Below are 16,319 nucleotides of genomic sequence, written 5' to 3'. Positions count from 1 at the left end.
TCTCCGCTGCGGTGAAGCGGTATCTACGGATACACACCAACACTCGCAAGAGGAAAAATGAAATTTTTGCTGGAAAAGTAATTTTCCAAACGAAAACAATCACTTGCTTTCGAGGCCTTTTCAGCGCGCCACGCGCGTTGCGCGGCTGGATGACCATGCCATCCAACCGCACGATCATCACGAACCAATGAATACTGGGGACTCTAACGAAGAATCGGGCGGCGAGCTTAGAAAATGAGCTTCAGAAGGCCAATGACGACCAGAAGTCCGATCAGGAAAATGATGCCGATGGTTCCGCCGATGAACTTGAACATGAGTGCCTCCTTTTGCGCGGGATGAACGCCCCGCAGGCCCCTTCGTTCCCTTCAGCGAAGCGAAGGAGGGCCATCCGCCCGATCCGCCACACCCATGCGAAGCCCCGCGCCGATGCGATGTGCCAGTGCCGACCATGCGGCGGCCACTTCGACAGGCAGGCGGGCATGCAGCGCGGTTTCGAACAGGGCGAGCCAGCGGGGGAAGTGGTCGGGTCTTACGTCGCCCGCTCGGCGATGCGCCATCATCGGGCTGCCCTCATAGCCGCGATCATAAAGGATCGCATTGCGCCAGAACGCGGCGATCCTGCCTTCATGCGCAGTCCAGTCCGTCACATGCGCCGCGAAAATCGGCCCCAGCACGGCATCGGAACGCACCCGCGCATAGAAATCCGCGACGACAATGTCGATCTGGTCCGAGGTGACTGGAAAACGCGGGGGCATCATACCCAAGAAGATATGAGCGCGGCCAAGAAAGTGAAAGGGCGGCCCGAAGGCCGCCCGCTCAATCTTCGTCGCCGCCTATCTGACGCAGCACCTCGCCGCGCCCGCGCAGCCGAAGCACCAGCGGCACGATCAATGCCAGCGCGGCGATGGTCAACATCACCGCCGCGATCGGCGATTGCAGAAGCGTCATAGGATCGCCCTGGCTGATCGACAGCGCGCGGCGCAATTGCTGTTCCGCGAGCGGGCCAAGGATCAGGCCTACGACAATCGGCGCGATGGGATAGCCGAAGATCCGCATCAGATACCCGATCACTCCGAAAGCCAGCAGCATCCCCAATTCGAACACCGATGGGTTCGCCCCGATGGTCCCAAGCGTCGCGAACAGAAGAATGCCCGCATAGAGCCACGGCTTCGGCACGGTCAGCAGTTTCACCCACAGCCCGATCAGCGGCAGGTTCAACACCAGCAGCATGAAGTTTGCGATCAGCAGCGATGCGATCAGTGACCAGACCAGAGTCGGGTTCGTCGCAAACAGCAGGGGCCCCGGTTGCAGCCCGAACTGCTGGAACCCCGCCAGCATGATCGCCGCCGTTGCCGAGGTCGGCAGGCCGAGCGTCAGCAGCGGCACGAGCGTTCCCGCCGCCGAGGCATTGTTCGCCGCTTCCGGCCCGGCCACGCCTTCGATGGCGCCGTTGCCGAACTCCTCGGGGTGCTTCGACAGCTTCTTCTCCGTCGCATAGGACAGGAAGGTGCCGATCTCGGCCCCGCCTGCGGGCATCGCGCCAATGGGAAAGCCAAGGAAGGTCCCGCGCAGCCACGGCTTCCACGACCGCGCCCAGTCGGATCTGCTCATCCAGACCGAACCCTTCACCGCCGTCACTTCATCCGCAGGGCCGGGGCCCTTGGCGGCGATGGCCAGCGCCTCGCCGATGGCGAACATGGCGACGGCCAGCGTCGTGACCTCCACCCCGTCCAGCAGTTCCGGCACGCCGAAGGACAAGCGCGCCTGACCCGTCAACTGGTCGATCCCGATGCAGGCCAGCGCCAGCCCAAGGAACAGCGAGGTCAGACCCCGCAGCGCCGAATCCCCAAGCGCGGCCGAAACCGTTACGAAGGCCAGCACCATCAGCGCGAAGTTTTCACGCGGCCCCATCTTCAGCGCAAGCTGGACGACATAGGGCGCAAGGAAGGCCAGAAGCAGCGTCGCGATCAGACCCGCAACGAAAGACCCGATGGCGGCTGTGGCCAGCGCCGGACCGCCCCTGCCACGCCGGGCCATCTTGTTGCCTTCAAGCGCGGTGATAATCGACGCGCTTTCCCCAGGCGTGTTCAGCAGGATCGAGGTCGTCGATCCGCCATACATCCCACCGTAATAGATACCCGCGAACATGATGAGCGAGCCGGCTGGGTCCAGCCGATAGGTCACCGGCAGCAAAAGCGCCACCGTCAGCGCCGGGCCGATGCCCGGCAGAACGCCGACCGCCGTGCCAAGCGTCACGCCGATCAGCGCATACAGCAGAAGCATCGGGTCGGACGCCGCCGCCAACCCTTGCATCAGGAAATCGATGCTTCCCATTCACGCCCCCGGAAAGAACAGCCGTTCCAGCGGGCCAGCCGGCAGATGCAGCATCAGAAGCTGCGAGAACAGGGCCCAGACGAGGAAGGCAAAGATGATGCCGACGGCCAGATTGACCGCCAGATTGCGCTTGCCGAAGGCCCGCGCGGTGAATGCGAACAGGATCGCAGTGGCAAGTGAGAACCCCGCCACATGCAGCAGCATCATCTGCCCGGCAAGCCCGGCGACGATCCAGACCACGGGCGCGATCTTCTGCGGCTCCCGTTCCGGAAAGTCGCCGCGCCATGCCGCGAACGCAGTCCATACGGCCAGCAGCATGAGCCCGACCCCGACCACGCGCGGGATGGTTCCCGGCCCGACGCCGGAATAGCCGCCCAGATCGGCAAGCCGCGCCGAATCCCACAGCATGACGCCACCCACGACGACAAGAAAAGCTGCGACGAGAAGCGCCGCCCAGTCGGGGCGACGCTCTCCTTCGTGGCGGGATGCGCTCATTTCACCAGGCCGATGTCTTTCAGGATCGCCTCGGTCGCGGCGGTATCCTCGGCCAATTGCGCATCGAACGCGTCACCGGCCAGATAGGTGTCGGTCCATCCCTTGTCGGCCAGCTGCTTCTGCCAGCCTTCGGATTTCACCAGCGTCTCGATATCGGCGGTGATCGCAGCCTTCTGCTCGTCCGAAATGTCCGGCCCCGCCGCGACCATGCGCCAGTTCTGAAGGTTCACGTCCAGCCCGCTTTCGATCAGCGTCGGCGCGTCCACACCCTCGATCCGCTCGGGCGAGGACACCGCCAGCAGGCGCAGCGTGCCCGCCTCGACCTGTGCCTGGAACTCGCCCAGGGACGAAATCCCCGCCGTGACCTGATTGCCAAGAATCGCGGCCAGCGCCTCGCCCCCGCCGGAATAGGCGATGTAGTTGATCCGCGTCGGGTCCACGCCCGCCGCCTTTGCGATCAGGCCCGCGCCGATATGGTCGGTGCCGCCCGCGGAACCGCCCGCCCAGCTGACCGAACCGGGATCGGCCTTCAGCTTCTCGACCAACTGGTCGATCGTCTCAATGTCAGACGCGGCCGGAACCACGATCGCCTCATATTCTCCCGTCAGCCGCGCGATGGGCGTGACGTCCGCCAGAGAGACCGGCGAATGGTTGGTCAGGATCGCCCCGACCATGACATAACCGCCCACGATCAACGCGTTCGGATTGCCCTTGTTCTGGCTGGCGAATTGCGACAGCCCGATGGTTCCGCCCGCGCCCGGCACGTTCTGCACCTGAACGGAATCGGAAATGCCCTCCTCCTGAAGCACCGCCTGCATGGTGCGCGCGGTCTGGTCCCAGCCACCGCCCGGGTTGGCGGGCGCGATGATGGTGTAATCGGCAGCAAAAGCCGGAACGGCGCTGGCGAGCAACGCGGCGAGCACGAAACGTTTCATATTGATCCTCCCCATGGGTCCGCGGACCCCGCACAGGGGAATGGCCGACCGCCTCCCAGCGATCGACAGGCTCCCCCCTTTTGGCCCGGATGCCGCCTCCGAGGCATCCCTTGCTTTCATCACAGCACATAAAGCTGTCATGAAGCTGTCGTATCGCCATTTTTCTACTCGCCGGACAAAACACGCGCCCATTGCGCCAGCAACCGCCGTCTTTTTGCCTGATCCAGATAAACCAGAAGTCCGGGGCTGACCGGGACGGGGCGAAGCTGATCGCCCAGCGCCGCCTGCATCGCGCGCGCGGAATTCTTGTCCGACACCTCCAGCGACACGGCGGGCAGGCGCAGCCGTTCGGCAAGGATCGTTTGCCCTTCGCGCGACATGAAGAAGGACAGGAACCGCGCCCCAAGCTCTGGCGCGTGCGCCGCGCGCGGCACCAGCGCCACGCGCGAGACGACAACCGTGTAATCGCGTGGCAGGACCATTCCCAGATCAGGATGCGTCCGCACCCAATCGGCGGCATAGGAGCCGAGGATGTTGTATCCAAAGATCAGCCGCCCATCCGCCACCCGTTCCAGTATCTCCTCGCTGGTGGCGAACTGGCGAAGGCCCGCCAAGCCCATCTGCCGGATCGTCGCCCATATGTCGGGAAAATGGTCCTGATCGCGCGCGAGCAGCAGAAAACCGACCGCCGAGCGGGAGATGTCATAAGTGCCGATCCGCCCCCGCACCTGATCGGGGTGATAACGAAGGTATCGCACCAGCTCACTCCGGCTGTCCGGCGGCGGGCCAATGAGACTGGGCTTGTGATAGACCAGCACTGCAGGCTCGAACGTCATGGCATAGGCCATGTCACGCCAATTCGCCCAATCCGGCCACTCTGCGCTTTCGGGAACCGTGACCGGGCGGGCATATCCGTCATTCGCCAGCTTCACCTGCTGATCCATTGCCGATGAAAACGCAAAATCGGCCGTCGGGCCGCCCGCATCGGTCTCGGCGCGGATACGCGCATCGATCTCGCCGGTCAGCAGGTCGTGATAGACAACCGCCACGCCGGGATTGCGCGACTGGAACCCTTCGATCAAAGGTTGCGCCAGACGTTCATCCAGCGAGGAATAGATGACCAACTGCTCCGCCCCCTCGCCCACCGAGTCGAAGCGGGTGGCATCGGCAAGGACCGGCCCGGCCATGAACAGCAGAAGAAGCATCGCACGCATGGACGAAAGATGCACCCTGCCGCGCGCGGCCTCAATGCCGTTTCGCTTGAGGCATGCGCCCGCTACCGCTAACTTGCCCTGAATTTCCGGGGCAGGTTCCATTGCGCATCCTTCTTGTCGAAGACACCAAACCGCTGGCCGAGGCGTTGGCAAGCCTGCTTGCCGGGGCGGGCTATGCCGTGGACGTAGTCCATGACGGCGCCTCCGGCGAGGCGCTGGCGGCAAGCGAGAGTTTCGATCTGGTGATCCTCGATCTGAACCTGCCGCAGATGGACGGCCTTGCGATGCTGCGGGCGATGCGGGCGCGCGGCAACCAAGCGGCGGTGATGATCCTGACCGCACGCGGCGCGCCGGAGGACCGGGTGCGCGGGCTCGACCTCGGCGCCGACGATTACATGGCCAAACCCTTCGACATCGGCGAATTCGAGGCGCGCGTCCGCTCGCTCCTGCGCCGCCATGCGGGCCTGCGGTCCTCGCGGCTGGAGATCGGCAGCATCACGCTGGACCTGACGACCCGCCAATTCGCCACCGATGCGGGCGTTCTTGACCTTCCAGCCCGCGAAAGAGCTTTGCTGGAGTTGTTGTTCATGCGGGCAGGCAAGGTCGTCCCCAAGGAGGCGATCATCCAGTCGCTCACCTCGCTGGATGACAGCCTGTCGGACAATGCGATCGAACAATATGTCAGCCGTCTGCGCCGCCGGGTGCAGCCGCACGGCGTCAATCTGCGGACCGCGCGCGGCATTGGCTATTACATCGAAAAGCCCCCCGCGTGAGGAATGGGTATTCGCTGCGCCGCCGCCTTCTGGCATGGCTGCTGGTGTCCACCGCGATCTTTGGGCTGGCCGTGCTGGGCGATACATGGCGCGAGGCGATCCGCACAGCCAACAGCATATCGGACCGCATCCTTGGCGGATCGGCCCTTGCCATCGCCGAACGTGTGACGGTCACCACCGACGGCCAGCTGGACGTGGACATCCCCTATTCCGCGCTGGAGATGCTGACCTCGCCAGCCGAAGACCGGGTTTTCTATCGCGTCGATGGGCCGGACGGCTTCCTGACCGGCTATGACACCCTGCCCCGCGCCGCGCCGGAAGATTTCATCGACACCGAATTTGCGGGCGACAACTTCCGTGTGACGACCCTTTCCGTTCAGGCGGCAACCGGGGCCGGAACGCTGCCCTTCTCGGTCACTGTCGCGGAATCCACGCTCGCGCGGCGGGAATTGGCACGGTCGATCCTGTTGCGGTCGGCGGCGCGGCTTTCGTTGATGACGCTCTGCATCGCGGGGATCGTCTGGATTGCGGTCACGGTGGCGCTGCGCCCCCTGACCCGACTGGAGCGAGCCATCGGCGCCCGTTCGCCGGACGATCTGCGACCGCTGGCCGAAGACACCCCGCGCGAGGTCGAGGGGCTGGTCACCGCGGTCAATGGTTTCATGCGGCGGCTTGGCACGACCCTGGGCGCGCTGCGGAACTTCACCGGCAATGCCAGCCATCAGCTTCGGACGCCGCTGGCCGTGGTCCGGATGGAGCTTGAACTGGCCGCGCGTGCCTCGGGCGATCCGCAGGTGCGCGCGGCCGCCTCACGCGGCGATGCCGCCGTTGCCCGCGCCGAACGAATCTTGGCGCAGTTGCTTCTGCTGGCGCGGGTCGATGCCACCAGCGCCAGCGCGCCGGTCATCGATATCGCCCAGCTTGCGCGCCGCCTGACGGGCGATCTGGTGCCCGAAGCCGCGGCACGCGGCGCCGATCTGGGATTCGAGGGCGACCCTGCGCGCATCCACGCCCAGCCCGTGCTCATCGAGGAGGCGCTGCGGAATCTGATCGACAACGCCCTTCACTACGCCGGACCCGAGGCGGAGATCACCGTGCGCGTCACCGCGGGGCAGCAGGTCGCGCTGGCGGTCGAAGACAACGGCCCCGGCATCGCACCGGAACGCCGATCCGAGCTGACATCGCGTTTTGCCCGCGCCGGCACCGGCGAAGGCTTCGGTCTTGGCCTTGCCATCGTGGCCGAGATCGCCGCGCTGTTCGAAGGCCGGGCCGAACTGTCCGAACGGCCCGGCGGCGGCCTGCGCGTGACGCTATTCTTCCCGCCGGCCTAGCGGAACCGCCGCCGCGCATCGACCGCCAGCCCGGTCCCGACGCTGCCCAGCATATCGCCGCTCGCCATGTGCGCATCCGGCAGCGCCGCCGCCACGGCCCCGCGCAACACCGGCAAACGGCTTGAGCCGCCCGTCAGGAACACCGTCGTAATATCGGATTCCGCCAGCCCCGCCTGCACCAGAACGGACCCGATCATATCGCGCACGCGCGCGACCGGCGCATCGACGGCCTGTTCGAACCTGCCCCGCGTCACGACAGGGTTCGGCGCGCCCGCAATCTCGCGCAGCGCCAGCCGCGTCGACTCGCTCTCGGACAGCGCGATCTTGGCGCTTTCGGCTTCCATCGCCAGCGCATGGCCCGCGCGAGCTTCGATGACGCGGATCATCCGATCCAGCAGGTCCGGGCTGTCGGCATCGCGGCGCAGCGCCTTCAGGTCCGACATCGTGCGCGGCGCATAAAGCATGTTGATCCGGTGCCATGTCGCCAGATCCAGCCAGAAATGCCGGGGCATGTTGCCCTGCCCCTGCCGCGTCGTGCTGCCGAACCCCAGATGCGGCATGACTTCGGCCAGCGACAGCAGCCGGTCGAAATCGGTGCCGCCGACGCGGATACCGTCATTGGCAAGGATATCCGCCTGCCGATCCGCCGCCCGAGCACGTTCGGGCGACACGCGAACGATGGAGAAGTCCGAGGTGCCGCCGCCGATGTCAAAGATCAGCACCAGCTCCTCCTGCGTCACCGACTGCTCGTAATGCAAAGCGGCGGCGATGGGTTCGAACTGGAACGCGACCTCGCGAAAACCCGCAGCCAGCGCGATTTCCTCCAGCACGGCCTGCGCCGCGCGGTCGCCTTCGGCATCGCCATCGACGAAATGGACAGGACGGCCCAGAACGACACGGTCGATCCCCCCCGTCGCCGCATCGGCCTCCGCCTTCAGATGCCCGATGAAACGCGCCACCACGTCGCGGAACGACAGCGCCTGCCTGCCCACCCGTGTCTTCTCGTGGATCAGCGACGAGCCGAGCGTGCTTTTCAGTCCGCGCATCAACCGCCCGTCATCGCCCTCGACATAGGCGCGGATGGCCGCACGCCCGAACTGGGGCGGTCCGCCATCGGTTTCCCAGAACACGGCGCTGGGCAGGGTCGGCTCCCCTGCTTCAAGCGGGATCAGTCGCGCGCTGTCGTCATCTGCAATGGCGACCGTCGAATTCGAGGTGCCGAAATCGATCCCGCAATATCGGGGTTGCATCGCATCTCTCCATCATGGGCGGGGGATGCGGAGTAAAAGGCGCGCGCCGGGAAGTAAACCCCGGCGCGCGCTGGTTTTCAGAAGTCCTGAAGCAGGGCTTCGGGGATGTTCTGATAGCTGACCGGACGCAGGAAGCGGCGGATCGACATGGTGCCGACCGAGGTCGCGCCGAAGTTGGTGGACGCGGGGTAAGGCCCGCCATGCACCATCGAATCCACAACCTCGACGCCGGTGGGGAAGCCGTTGGCGAGCACGCGGCCCGACTTGCGCTCCAACACCGGCAGCAGTTTGGCCGCTGCGCCGTGGTCGGCATCGTCCAGATGCAGCGTCGTGGTCAGCTGACCCTGCAGACCCTTGGCCAGTTGCACCATGTCCTCGACCGAGTCCACGCGCACGACCAGACCCAGCGGGCCGAAGACTTCTTCGCCCAGCGTGTGATCTTCAAGGAACGCATCCGCCGTCGTCTCGTAAAGGTTCGGGCTGGCCTGACGACCTTCGCTGGTGGTCGAAACCACCGGCTTGACCGAATTGCGCGTCTCGAACCGCTCCTGCCCCTCACGATAGGCCGATGCGATGCCGTCGGTCAGCATGGTCTGCGGTGCGACCTTTTCCAGCGCCGCCTTGGTGGCCGATACGAAGGTATCCGCCGCGTCGCCTTTCACCACCACAGCGATGCCGGGATTGGTGCAGAACTGGCCCGCGCCCATGGTCAGCGATCCGGCCCAGCCAGTGCCCAGCGCCTCGCCGCGCGCCTTGGCGGCTTCGGGCAGCACGAACATCGGGTTGACCGAGCCAAGCTCGCCGAAGAACGGGATCGGCTCGGGGCGGCTGGCGCACAGATCGAACAGCGCGCGGCCTCCGGCCAGCGATCCGGTGAAGCCAACCGCCTTGATGTGCGGATCGGTGACCAGCGCCTCGCCGACCTTGCGGTTGCCGCCCTGGATCAGGCTGAACGTGCCCTTCGGCATGCCGGTCTTTTCGATCGCAGCCAGAACGGCCTCGGCCACGATCTCGCCGGTGCCGGGATGTGCCGAGTGGCCCTTGACCACGACCGGGCAGCCCGCGGCCAATGCCGCCGCCGTGTCGCCGCCCGCAGTCGAAAACGCCAGCGGGAAGTTCGACGCGCCGAACACCGCGACAGGCCCGATCGGGCGCTGCATCAGCCGGATTTCCGGGCGCGGCGCGGGCTGACGGTCCGGCTGGGCCGCATCGACGCGGCGGTCGAGGTATTCGCCGTCGCGGATGTGCTGCGCGAACAGGCGCAGCTGGCCGGTGGTGCGGCCCCGCTCGCCGTTCAGACGTGCTTCGGGCAGGCCGGTCTCCTGCGTGCCGATCTCGGTAATCTGGGCGGCGCGGGCTTCGATCTCGTCGGCGATGGCATCAAGGAACGCCGCCCGCTGTTCGCGCGTGGTGTAGCCATAGGTCCAGAAGGCGTCCTCGGCCGCCGCACAGGCGCGGGCCACCAGATCGACGGTGCCGGTCGAAAACGTGTGCGACGGCCCATGCGCCGGAGACGACGCGAAGGTCGCATCGCCGGAAACCCACTCCCCGGCAATCAGGTGCTTGCCATGCGGCGTAAAGGTCATGATTTATCCTCTGGTTCTTTTAATCGCAGGATGCGGAATCATCATACATGCCGGCCCGAAACCGTCAACCGCAGCCTTTTTCTGTCGCACAAGTTGCAGAACTTGACTTACAACCCTATCCGGGTTCTCCTGAAATATACGCAGATACCGCAGGCCTGAACATGCAGACCCACGAAAACACTCCCGTCAAGTCCGGAACGCTGGTCTCGCAGGTGAGCGAGACGCTTCGCCAGACGATTCTGTCCGGAGAGTTGAAGCCGGGCGACAAACTGCCCAGCGAGGCCCGCCTGACCGAAGCGCATGGAGTCAGCCGGACGGTGATCCGCGAGGCCGTCGCCGCCCTGCGTGCCGACGGCCTGGTCGAGGCGCGACAGGGCGCCGGTGTCTTCGTGCTGGAGCCGCCGCGCGCCGAGGTGCTGCCGTTCCAGAACCTCGACTATGCCCGCATCTCGTCGGTGATCGAACTTCTGGAACTCCGGACGGCGGTCGAGGTGGAAGCCGCCGCCCTTGCCGCCCTTCGCCGCTCGCCGCAGCAGGAGGAGGGGATCATCACCTGCCATCATGCGGTGCTTGAGTGCCTGCAAAGCGGCCAGCCAACGGTCGAGGCCGATTTCGCGCTGCACATCGCCATTGCCGACGCGTCCAACAATCCGCGCTTCGGGGAATTCCTGTCGATGGTGGGGCGCGGCGTCATCCCCCGCGCGGCGCTTCAGGGGCGGGACGAAAGCTCGGACGATTATATCGCGCAACTTCACGGCGAACACAGCCGCATCGTCGAGGCGATCTCGAACGGTGACGAAGATGGCGCACGCGATGCGATGCGGCGCCATCTGAAGGGAAGCCAGTCCCGCTACCGTGCCGTGTTGCGCGGCGACGTCACGCGGCGCTAGGGGCGCGGCGCCAGATCGCCAGAAGCACCAGCGCGACCCCCGGCGGCACGGCAAAGTCCCATCCGACCAGCCCGTGTCCGACCGCGCCCGCGACGCCCCCGACCACGAAGGCAACCACCAGCTGCACGAACAGCCACAGCTTGGCAGTGTCCTGTCTGATCCCGGATCGCGGCGCAAAGACGCGATAGGCGCCTCGCCCAAGCTCGATCCCAAGATCGGTGATGAGGCCGGTCGCGTGGCTCGTCCTGATCCGCGCGCCGGAAATCCGGGTGATGGTCGCGTTCTGAAGCCCCATGACGAAGGCCACGAGACAAAGACCCACGTAATCGGCAACATGCGGGGGCAGTTCCTCGACCAGCGCAATGGAGGCCAGAAGCACGCCCTGCACCCCAAGCGGCAGGGCATAGCAGATCCGCAGGCGGTTGACCTGCCCCCAGGCGATCAGCCCCGCCGAAAGCGCCGCGCCCATAGTAAAGAACCCCACGACCGCCAAACTCTGCAGGATCACGACGACGTTCTGAAGCACCATGCCCCCTGCAATCATCGAAAGATGCCCGGTCATGTGCGAGGTATATTGCGAGAGAAGAATGAAACCGCCAGCATTCAGGCTGCCCGCAATGGCAGCCAGAAGAATTCCCAGCAGCCGGTCCGTCTCACGCGAACGGTGATGGGCGGCGGCAAGTCGGGCGAGCCGGACGGGTCTGGTTCGATGTGCGGCGAACATCATGGCCTCCTTCGCGGAATTTCACCTCCCTGCGAAAAAGGTGACACAGCCGGAACGATAGACAACCGTCCCGGCTTAGCCTTTGGCGCGATTTCGCTGCACTTGCACAGCGGTGGGTAGGAATCCGCCTAACTCGCCGAATTCTCACGCAGTTCTGACGCAATCCTGATCGCGAACGGGAACATCCTTTCGCATTTGCGTCATCCGACTCAGCGCGCGGCCGTCCAGCCCTTGTAGGTCGCGATGTTGTCGGCGGTAATCAACTCCGGTTCCAGCAGCACCGTCGGCTCGGCGGGGATATTGCCCTGAAGCGCCTCGTATCCCATCTCCAGCGCCTCGCCCGCCATGACATACGGATCTTGCGAGGCTGAGGCCTTGATGAGACCCGATCCGGATTTCAGCGCCTCCTCGATGTCTGGCGCCCCGTCGACGGCGGTGATGATGAACTCGCTGCGACCAAGCTGCTGCGCGGCAAGCTGCGCGCCGATGGCCGTCGGATCGTTGATCGCGAAGACCGCGTCGATCTTGTCGAAACGGGTCAGAAGCCCTTGCATCACCGCAAGGCCGCCCTCGCGCGAGCCTTGGCCGTTCTGGTCGTCCGACAGAACGTTGATGCCATCGGCAGCGTCGAACACCTCCTTGCAGCCGGCAACGCGGTCGATGATCGACGAGGAGGCCGGGCCGTTGATGATGACCACGTCGCCCGTGCCGCCAAGCTGGTCCAAGATGTATTGGCAAGCCTTGCGCCCGGCATCGACGTTGTCGGTCATCACCGTCACATCCGCGCCGGGGGCCGACACGTCGAAGGCGGCCACGATCACGCCCGCTGCCTTGGCCCGTGCGACCGCAGGGGCGATGGCCTGCGCGTCCACCGCGTTCAGCATGATGATCTGCGTGCCTGCGGCGATGAAGCTGTCGATCTGGCTGACCTGCTTGTTCAGGTCATAATCGGCGGAAACCGCGGTGACCTGCACATCGGGGTTGATCTCCTTGGCGCGAGCTTCGATCCCCTTGATCGTCGCGACGAAGAACGGATTGCCCAGAAGGCCGACCGAGATGCCGATGCTCTCCAGCGTCTTCTCTTGTGCTTGTGCGCCCGTCGCCATGATCGCGGCCACGGTTGCCAACAGTATCTTACGCATTCTTACCTCCCAGTGATGCGATTACGTCCGGGCCCCGCCCGACAGGCGGTAGCGGTCCAGCGCCACAGCGGCGATGATGACCAAACCCTTGATGATGAATTGCCAGATGTCGGAAACGCCGGTCAGGATCAGGCCGTTGGACAGCACGGCGATGATTAGGCCGCCGATCAGCGTGCCCCAGATCGATCCGACACCACCGACAAAACTGGTGCCGCCAAGGATGACGGCGGCGATGGCATCCAGTTCATAGGCCTGCCCAAGCTGCAATCCGTTGGCCGCATACAGCCGTGCCGCTGACATGACGCCTCCAAGGCCCGCCATCAGCCCCGACATGGAATAGACGAACAGCAGCACGAGCGACACCTTGATCCCCGTCAGGCGCGCCGCCTCCTGATTGCCGCCCACGGCATAGATCCACGTCCCCAGCACCGTCCGGCGCAGGATGAACCAACTGGCAAGGATGACGGCCAGCGCGATGATCGCAAGGATGGGAATCCCGAACACGGTCCCGTTTCCGATCACCGCGAAGGGCAGATCGGCGTTGAAGACCGTCGTATCCTCGCCCAACAGCCGGGCCACCCCCCGCACGGCAGTCAGCGCGCCCAAGGTCACAATGAACGGCGGCAGCCCCAGATAGGCCACCATCAGCCCGTTGACGATCCCGAAGGCCAGCCCGATCAGCAGCCCGATCGGCACGCCCAGCCACCCCATCCCCGGCCAAAGCGAGGCGATCACCGCGCCCATCGCCGCCGTGGCAAGAATGGAGCCGACCGACAGGTCGATCCCCCCGGTCAGGATCACGAAGGTCATCCCCGCCGCCAGCACGATGTTGATCGACGCCTGCTGCGTGACGATGGACAGGTTGTTCACCGACAGGAACCGCCCGGTCAGCAATTCGAACCCAATGGCCAGCAGGATCAGCACCGGCAGCATCCCTGCCGCGCGGATCAGCGTCCGCACCCGTTCCGCATTCTGCATCGTCTCTCCCTTCATGCAGCGACAGGCCCCACCGACAGCGCCATGATCGCCTCCTGCTCCACCGGGGCGCGGACCTCTCCGGCGATCCGCCCCTCGCGCATCACCAGCACCCGGTCCGCAACTCCCACGATCTCGGGCAATTCGGACGAGATCATCACCACCGCCATGCCCCGTTTCGCCAAATCGTCGATCAGGCGATAGATTTCCGATTTCGCGCCGACATCCACACCGCGCGTCGGCTCGTCCAGGATGATGACCTTCGGCTCCAGCTCCAGCAGACGCGCCAAAAGCACCTTCTGCTGGTTGCCGCCCGACAATGCGCCGACCGTGATCGCCGCGTTCGGTGCCTTGATCGCCAGCCCCTTCAGCGACCGCGCCGCCCGCTCCGCTGCCCGCCCGAAATCGCGCAAACCGCTTTTGGCGTCACGCTCCAGCACACACATGCTGACATTGTCCGAAATGCTCATGTCCAGAAAAAGCCCCAGGCCCTTCCGATCCTCGGTCAGATAGACGATCCCGGCATCCAGCGCCTCGCGCGGGGTCTTCGGGGTCACGTCCTGGCCCAGCATCGTCACGCGCCCCGAAGTCCTGGCATCCGCGCCATAGATCAGCCGCGCCAGTTCCGTCCGTCCCGATCCGACCAGCCCAGCGATGCCCAGAACCTCGCCGCGATGCACGGTCAGGCTGCAATCGGACACCAACCGCCCGTCGCTCATCCCCTCGACAGTCATGACGATATCCCGCGGGGCGTCGTGCGGAACGTGGTCCTTCTTGTAGAAACTGGACAGATCGCGCCCAACCATCATCGCGACCAGCTTCGCCGCGCTCAACTCGTCGCGGTCCAGCGTGCCGACGTAAGATCCGTCGCGCAGGACCGAACAACGGTCCGACAGGCGATAGATCTCCTCCATCCGATGGCTGATATAGATGACGGCGATCCCATCCGCCTTCATGCGGGCGATCACCTCGAACAGCTTCTCGGTCTCGCGGCTGGAAAGCGAGGTCGTCGGCTCGTCCATGACGATGATGCGGGCGTTGGTGGACAAAGCGCGCGCGATTTCGACCAGTTGCCGTTCGCCCAAGGAAAGCGAGCCGACCTGCGTCGTGGGCGAAAAGGACACGCCCAGCTGCCGCAGCAGCGGCTCCGTCTCCTCGCGCATGGCGCGACGGTCCACCACGCCGCGGCTGGCGCGTTCGTTTCCAAGGAACACGTTCTCGGCCACGGTCAGGTTCGGGGCCAGCGACAGTTCCTGATAGATGACGGCTATGCCGAAATCCTTGGATGTCTTGGGATTCCCGAACGGCATCGGCTGGCCGTTCACCCGCACCTCGCCCCCCGGATCGGGAACATAGGCGCCCGACAGGATCTTCATCAGCGTGGACTTGCCCGCGCCGTTTTCCCCCATCAGCGCATGGACTTCACCGGGATGAACGGTCAGCGACACACCCCGCAGGGCACGCACCGGACCAAAGGTCTTGGCGATGCCCTGCATTTCCAGAACCGGAGCCATCCCACCTCCCACTCACCGGGGCCTCCACACCCCGGAAACAAACGTAAGGGAAGGATGACAAATGTTCCAGCGTCAGGCAAGTGTCAGTTTTGTCGGAAACGCCACGCCAACACGCTCCGCCGCCCGAGCCAGCTTTGCCGCCAACTCGTCCGAGATCGCGACGCCTTCCTGCAAAGCGCGGCGGCGCTTGCGCGAGGCGGAATCGCCCGGCACCCGAACCGCCGAAACACCCGGCGCGGGCGGATTGGTGCGGCAGGCATTGGCGGTGAATTCGGATTGTTCGGTAAAGGCGTCCAACCCGGCAAAAGCGGCAGGGTCAATCACCTGAAGGAACGCCGCCTGCGCCAGAACCCCCGGCTTGGCATCGGCCCGCCCCTTGCCCGACAGCCCCTGCCCCAACAGATCAACCATCAGCGCTAGGCCAAATCCCTTGTGCCCCTTTTCTGCCCCGCCCAGCGGCATGAGCGACCCTTTCCGATCCGTCACCTCCGACGGATCGTCGGTCGGCACACCCTGCGCGGTCAGTGCCCATTTGTCGGGGAACCGCTCGCCCTTCTTGGCAAGCTGCTGCGTCATGGTCGTGGTGGTGATCGAGGATGACACATCGACGAGGATCGGATCGGACCGGGTCGGGACTCCCACGGCCAGCGGATTCGGCGTCAAAAGCGGAACGGTCCCGCCAAAGGGCGCCATCCGCGCCGCGCCGGGGTTCGACACGCTCAACTGCGCGATCAGCCCCCGGTCGGTCGCCCGCCGGAGATAGGTCGCCAGCGCGCAGGTGTGATGGCAGTTGCGGATCGCGGCGGTCACGACGCCATATTGCGGCGCGCGCTCGAACGCCTGCTCGAATGCCTCGGTCAAAAGCCACGCGCCGGGAAGCAGCTTGCCATCCCAGACGAAGGTGGCGCCATGATCCGAAACGACGTCATAGCTGCCGGACTTCGCCATCAACCCGCCGTCAAGTTCGTCCAGATACCACGAGACAAGGCTGGTCCCGTGCGTCTCATGGCCGATCATGTCGCCTTCGACAAGGATTTCGGCGGTCGCGCGGGCCTTGTCGTCCTCCAGCCCGGCAGCGGCCAACATGGCGCGCGCGAATTCGGTCAGCTCGATCCGGTCGATCAGCGGCATCGTCATCTCCTTGGAAAAAAGGCGC

At 65.2% G+C, this 16,319-nt stretch carries 15 protein-coding genes and 2 pseudogenes; 3 read left to right on the top strand and 14 right to left on the bottom strand.

From position 1 onward, the window contains the following. Nucleotides 1-227: 227 nt before the first annotated feature. The 6 genes from E2K76_RS21220 to E2K76_RS15645 all read right to left on the bottom strand — a co-directional run bounded on the left by E2K76_RS21220 (nt 228) and on the right by E2K76_RS15645 (nt 4,978). Complete coding sequence (locus E2K76_RS21220; protein ID WP_136685398.1) at nt 228-314, bottom strand: hypothetical protein; 87 nt, start codon at nt 312-314, stop codon at nt 228-230. A gap of 51 nt (nt 315-365) precedes the next feature. Further along, nucleotides 366-758 carry a group III truncated hemoglobin gene (locus E2K76_RS15665; RefSeq protein ID WP_136685392.1) on the bottom strand — a complete coding sequence of 131 codons (393 nt, stop codon included), beginning with the start codon at nt 756-758 and terminating at the stop codon, nt 366-368. A gap of 58 nt (nt 759-816) precedes the next feature. Beyond that, nucleotides 817-2,334, bottom strand: coding sequence for a tripartite tricarboxylate transporter permease (locus E2K76_RS15660; protein ID WP_136685391.1), 1,518 nt, complete (start codon nt 2,332-2,334; stop codon nt 817-819). Next, the gene (locus tag E2K76_RS15655) at nt 2,335-2,829 is read right to left on the bottom strand and encodes a tripartite tricarboxylate transporter TctB family protein (protein ID WP_136685390.1); all 495 of its coding nucleotides are present in this window, start codon (nt 2,827-2,829) and stop codon (nt 2,335-2,337) included. Then, nucleotides 2,826-3,764, bottom strand: coding sequence for a Bug family tripartite tricarboxylate transporter substrate binding protein (locus E2K76_RS15650; RefSeq protein WP_136685389.1), 939 nt, complete (start codon nt 3,762-3,764; stop codon nt 2,826-2,828). Before E2K76_RS15650 ends, E2K76_RS15655 begins: the two co-directional genes overlap by 4 nt. Nucleotides 3,765-3,928: 164 nt before the next feature. Continuing rightward, nucleotides 3,929-4,978: an ABC transporter substrate-binding protein gene (locus tag E2K76_RS15645; protein ID WP_136685388.1), complete on the bottom strand. Its 1,050-nt coding sequence runs from the start codon at nt 4,976-4,978 to the stop codon at nt 3,929-3,931. 101 nt (nt 4,979-5,079) lie between these two features. On the opposite strand from E2K76_RS15645, the gene E2K76_RS15640 reads away from it, so the two are divergent. Together E2K76_RS15640 and E2K76_RS15635 are read left to right on the top strand one after the other, a co-directional pair. Further along, a complete protein-coding gene (locus E2K76_RS15640; RefSeq protein WP_136685387.1) occupies nt 5,080-5,751 on the top strand; it encodes a response regulator in 672 nt (223 codons plus the stop codon). Then, nucleotides 5,748-7,082 (top strand): sensor histidine kinase, encoded by a 1,335-nt coding sequence (locus E2K76_RS15635; protein ID WP_136685386.1) that lies wholly within the window; start codon nt 5,748-5,750, stop codon nt 7,080-7,082. Before E2K76_RS15640 ends, E2K76_RS15635 begins: the two co-directional genes overlap by 4 nt. Here the strand turns inward: E2K76_RS15635 and E2K76_RS15630 are convergent. Continuing rightward, on the bottom strand, nt 7,079-8,332 hold the full coding sequence (locus E2K76_RS15630; protein WP_136685385.1) for an Hsp70 family protein: 1,254 nt from the start codon (nt 8,330-8,332) through the stop codon (nt 7,079-7,081). The genes E2K76_RS15635 and E2K76_RS15630 overlap by 4 nt on opposite strands. A gap of 77 nt (nt 8,333-8,409) precedes the next feature. Beyond that, the gene (locus tag E2K76_RS15625) at nt 8,410-9,918 is read right to left on the bottom strand and encodes an aldehyde dehydrogenase (NADP(+)) (protein WP_136685384.1); all 1,509 of its coding nucleotides are present in this window, start codon (nt 9,916-9,918) and stop codon (nt 8,410-8,412) included. Between the two features lie 161 nt (nt 9,919-10,079). Here E2K76_RS15625 and E2K76_RS15620 point away from each other — a divergent pair, with 161 nt between their 5' ends. Next, the gene (locus E2K76_RS15620) at nt 10,080-10,808 is read left to right on the top strand and encodes a FadR/GntR family transcriptional regulator (protein WP_136685383.1); all 729 of its coding nucleotides are present in this window, start codon (nt 10,080-10,082) and stop codon (nt 10,806-10,808) included. Here the strand turns inward: E2K76_RS15620 and E2K76_RS15615 are convergent. The 6 genes and pseudogenes from E2K76_RS15615 to E2K76_RS15595 form a co-directional block, all read right to left on the bottom strand. Next, nucleotides 10,795-11,532 carry a YoaK family protein gene (locus E2K76_RS15615; RefSeq protein WP_169053335.1) on the bottom strand — a complete coding sequence of 246 codons (738 nt, stop codon included), beginning with the start codon at nt 11,530-11,532 and terminating at the stop codon, nt 10,795-10,797. The genes E2K76_RS15620 and E2K76_RS15615 overlap by 14 nt on opposite strands. A 209-nt stretch (nt 11,533-11,741) precedes the next feature. Continuing rightward, nucleotides 11,742-12,674: an ABC transporter substrate-binding protein gene (locus tag E2K76_RS15610; RefSeq protein WP_136685380.1), complete on the bottom strand. Its 933-nt coding sequence runs from the start codon at nt 12,672-12,674 to the stop codon at nt 11,742-11,744. Nucleotides 12,675-12,695: 21 nt separating this feature from the next. Further along, the gene (locus tag E2K76_RS15605) at nt 12,696-13,652 is read right to left on the bottom strand and encodes an ABC transporter permease subunit (protein ID WP_220432265.1); all 957 of its coding nucleotides are present in this window, start codon (nt 13,650-13,652) and stop codon (nt 12,696-12,698) included. 11 nt (nt 13,653-13,663) lie between these two features. After that, nucleotides 13,664-14,335, bottom strand: a pseudogene (locus E2K76_RS21215) (ATP-binding cassette domain-containing protein); the annotation flags it as partial. A gap of 330 nt (nt 14,336-14,665) precedes the next feature. Then, nucleotides 14,666-15,094: pseudogene (locus E2K76_RS21210) on the bottom strand (ATP-binding cassette domain-containing protein); the annotation flags it as partial. Nucleotides 15,095-15,235: 141 nt separating this feature from the next. Next, complete coding sequence (locus E2K76_RS15595; protein ID WP_136685374.1) at nt 15,236-16,294, bottom strand: Ldh family oxidoreductase; 1,059 nt, start codon at nt 16,292-16,294, stop codon at nt 15,236-15,238. Nucleotides 16,295-16,319: the final 25 nt, after the last annotated feature.

Source organism: Falsirhodobacter xinxiangensis, assembly GCF_004959935.1.
Classification (GTDB): Bacteria; Pseudomonadota; Alphaproteobacteria; order Rhodobacterales; family Rhodobacteraceae; genus Falsirhodobacter; species Falsirhodobacter xinxiangensis.
Note: the sequence above shows the minus strand (reverse complement) of the source record. Positions and strands in the feature narration are given on the sequence as shown.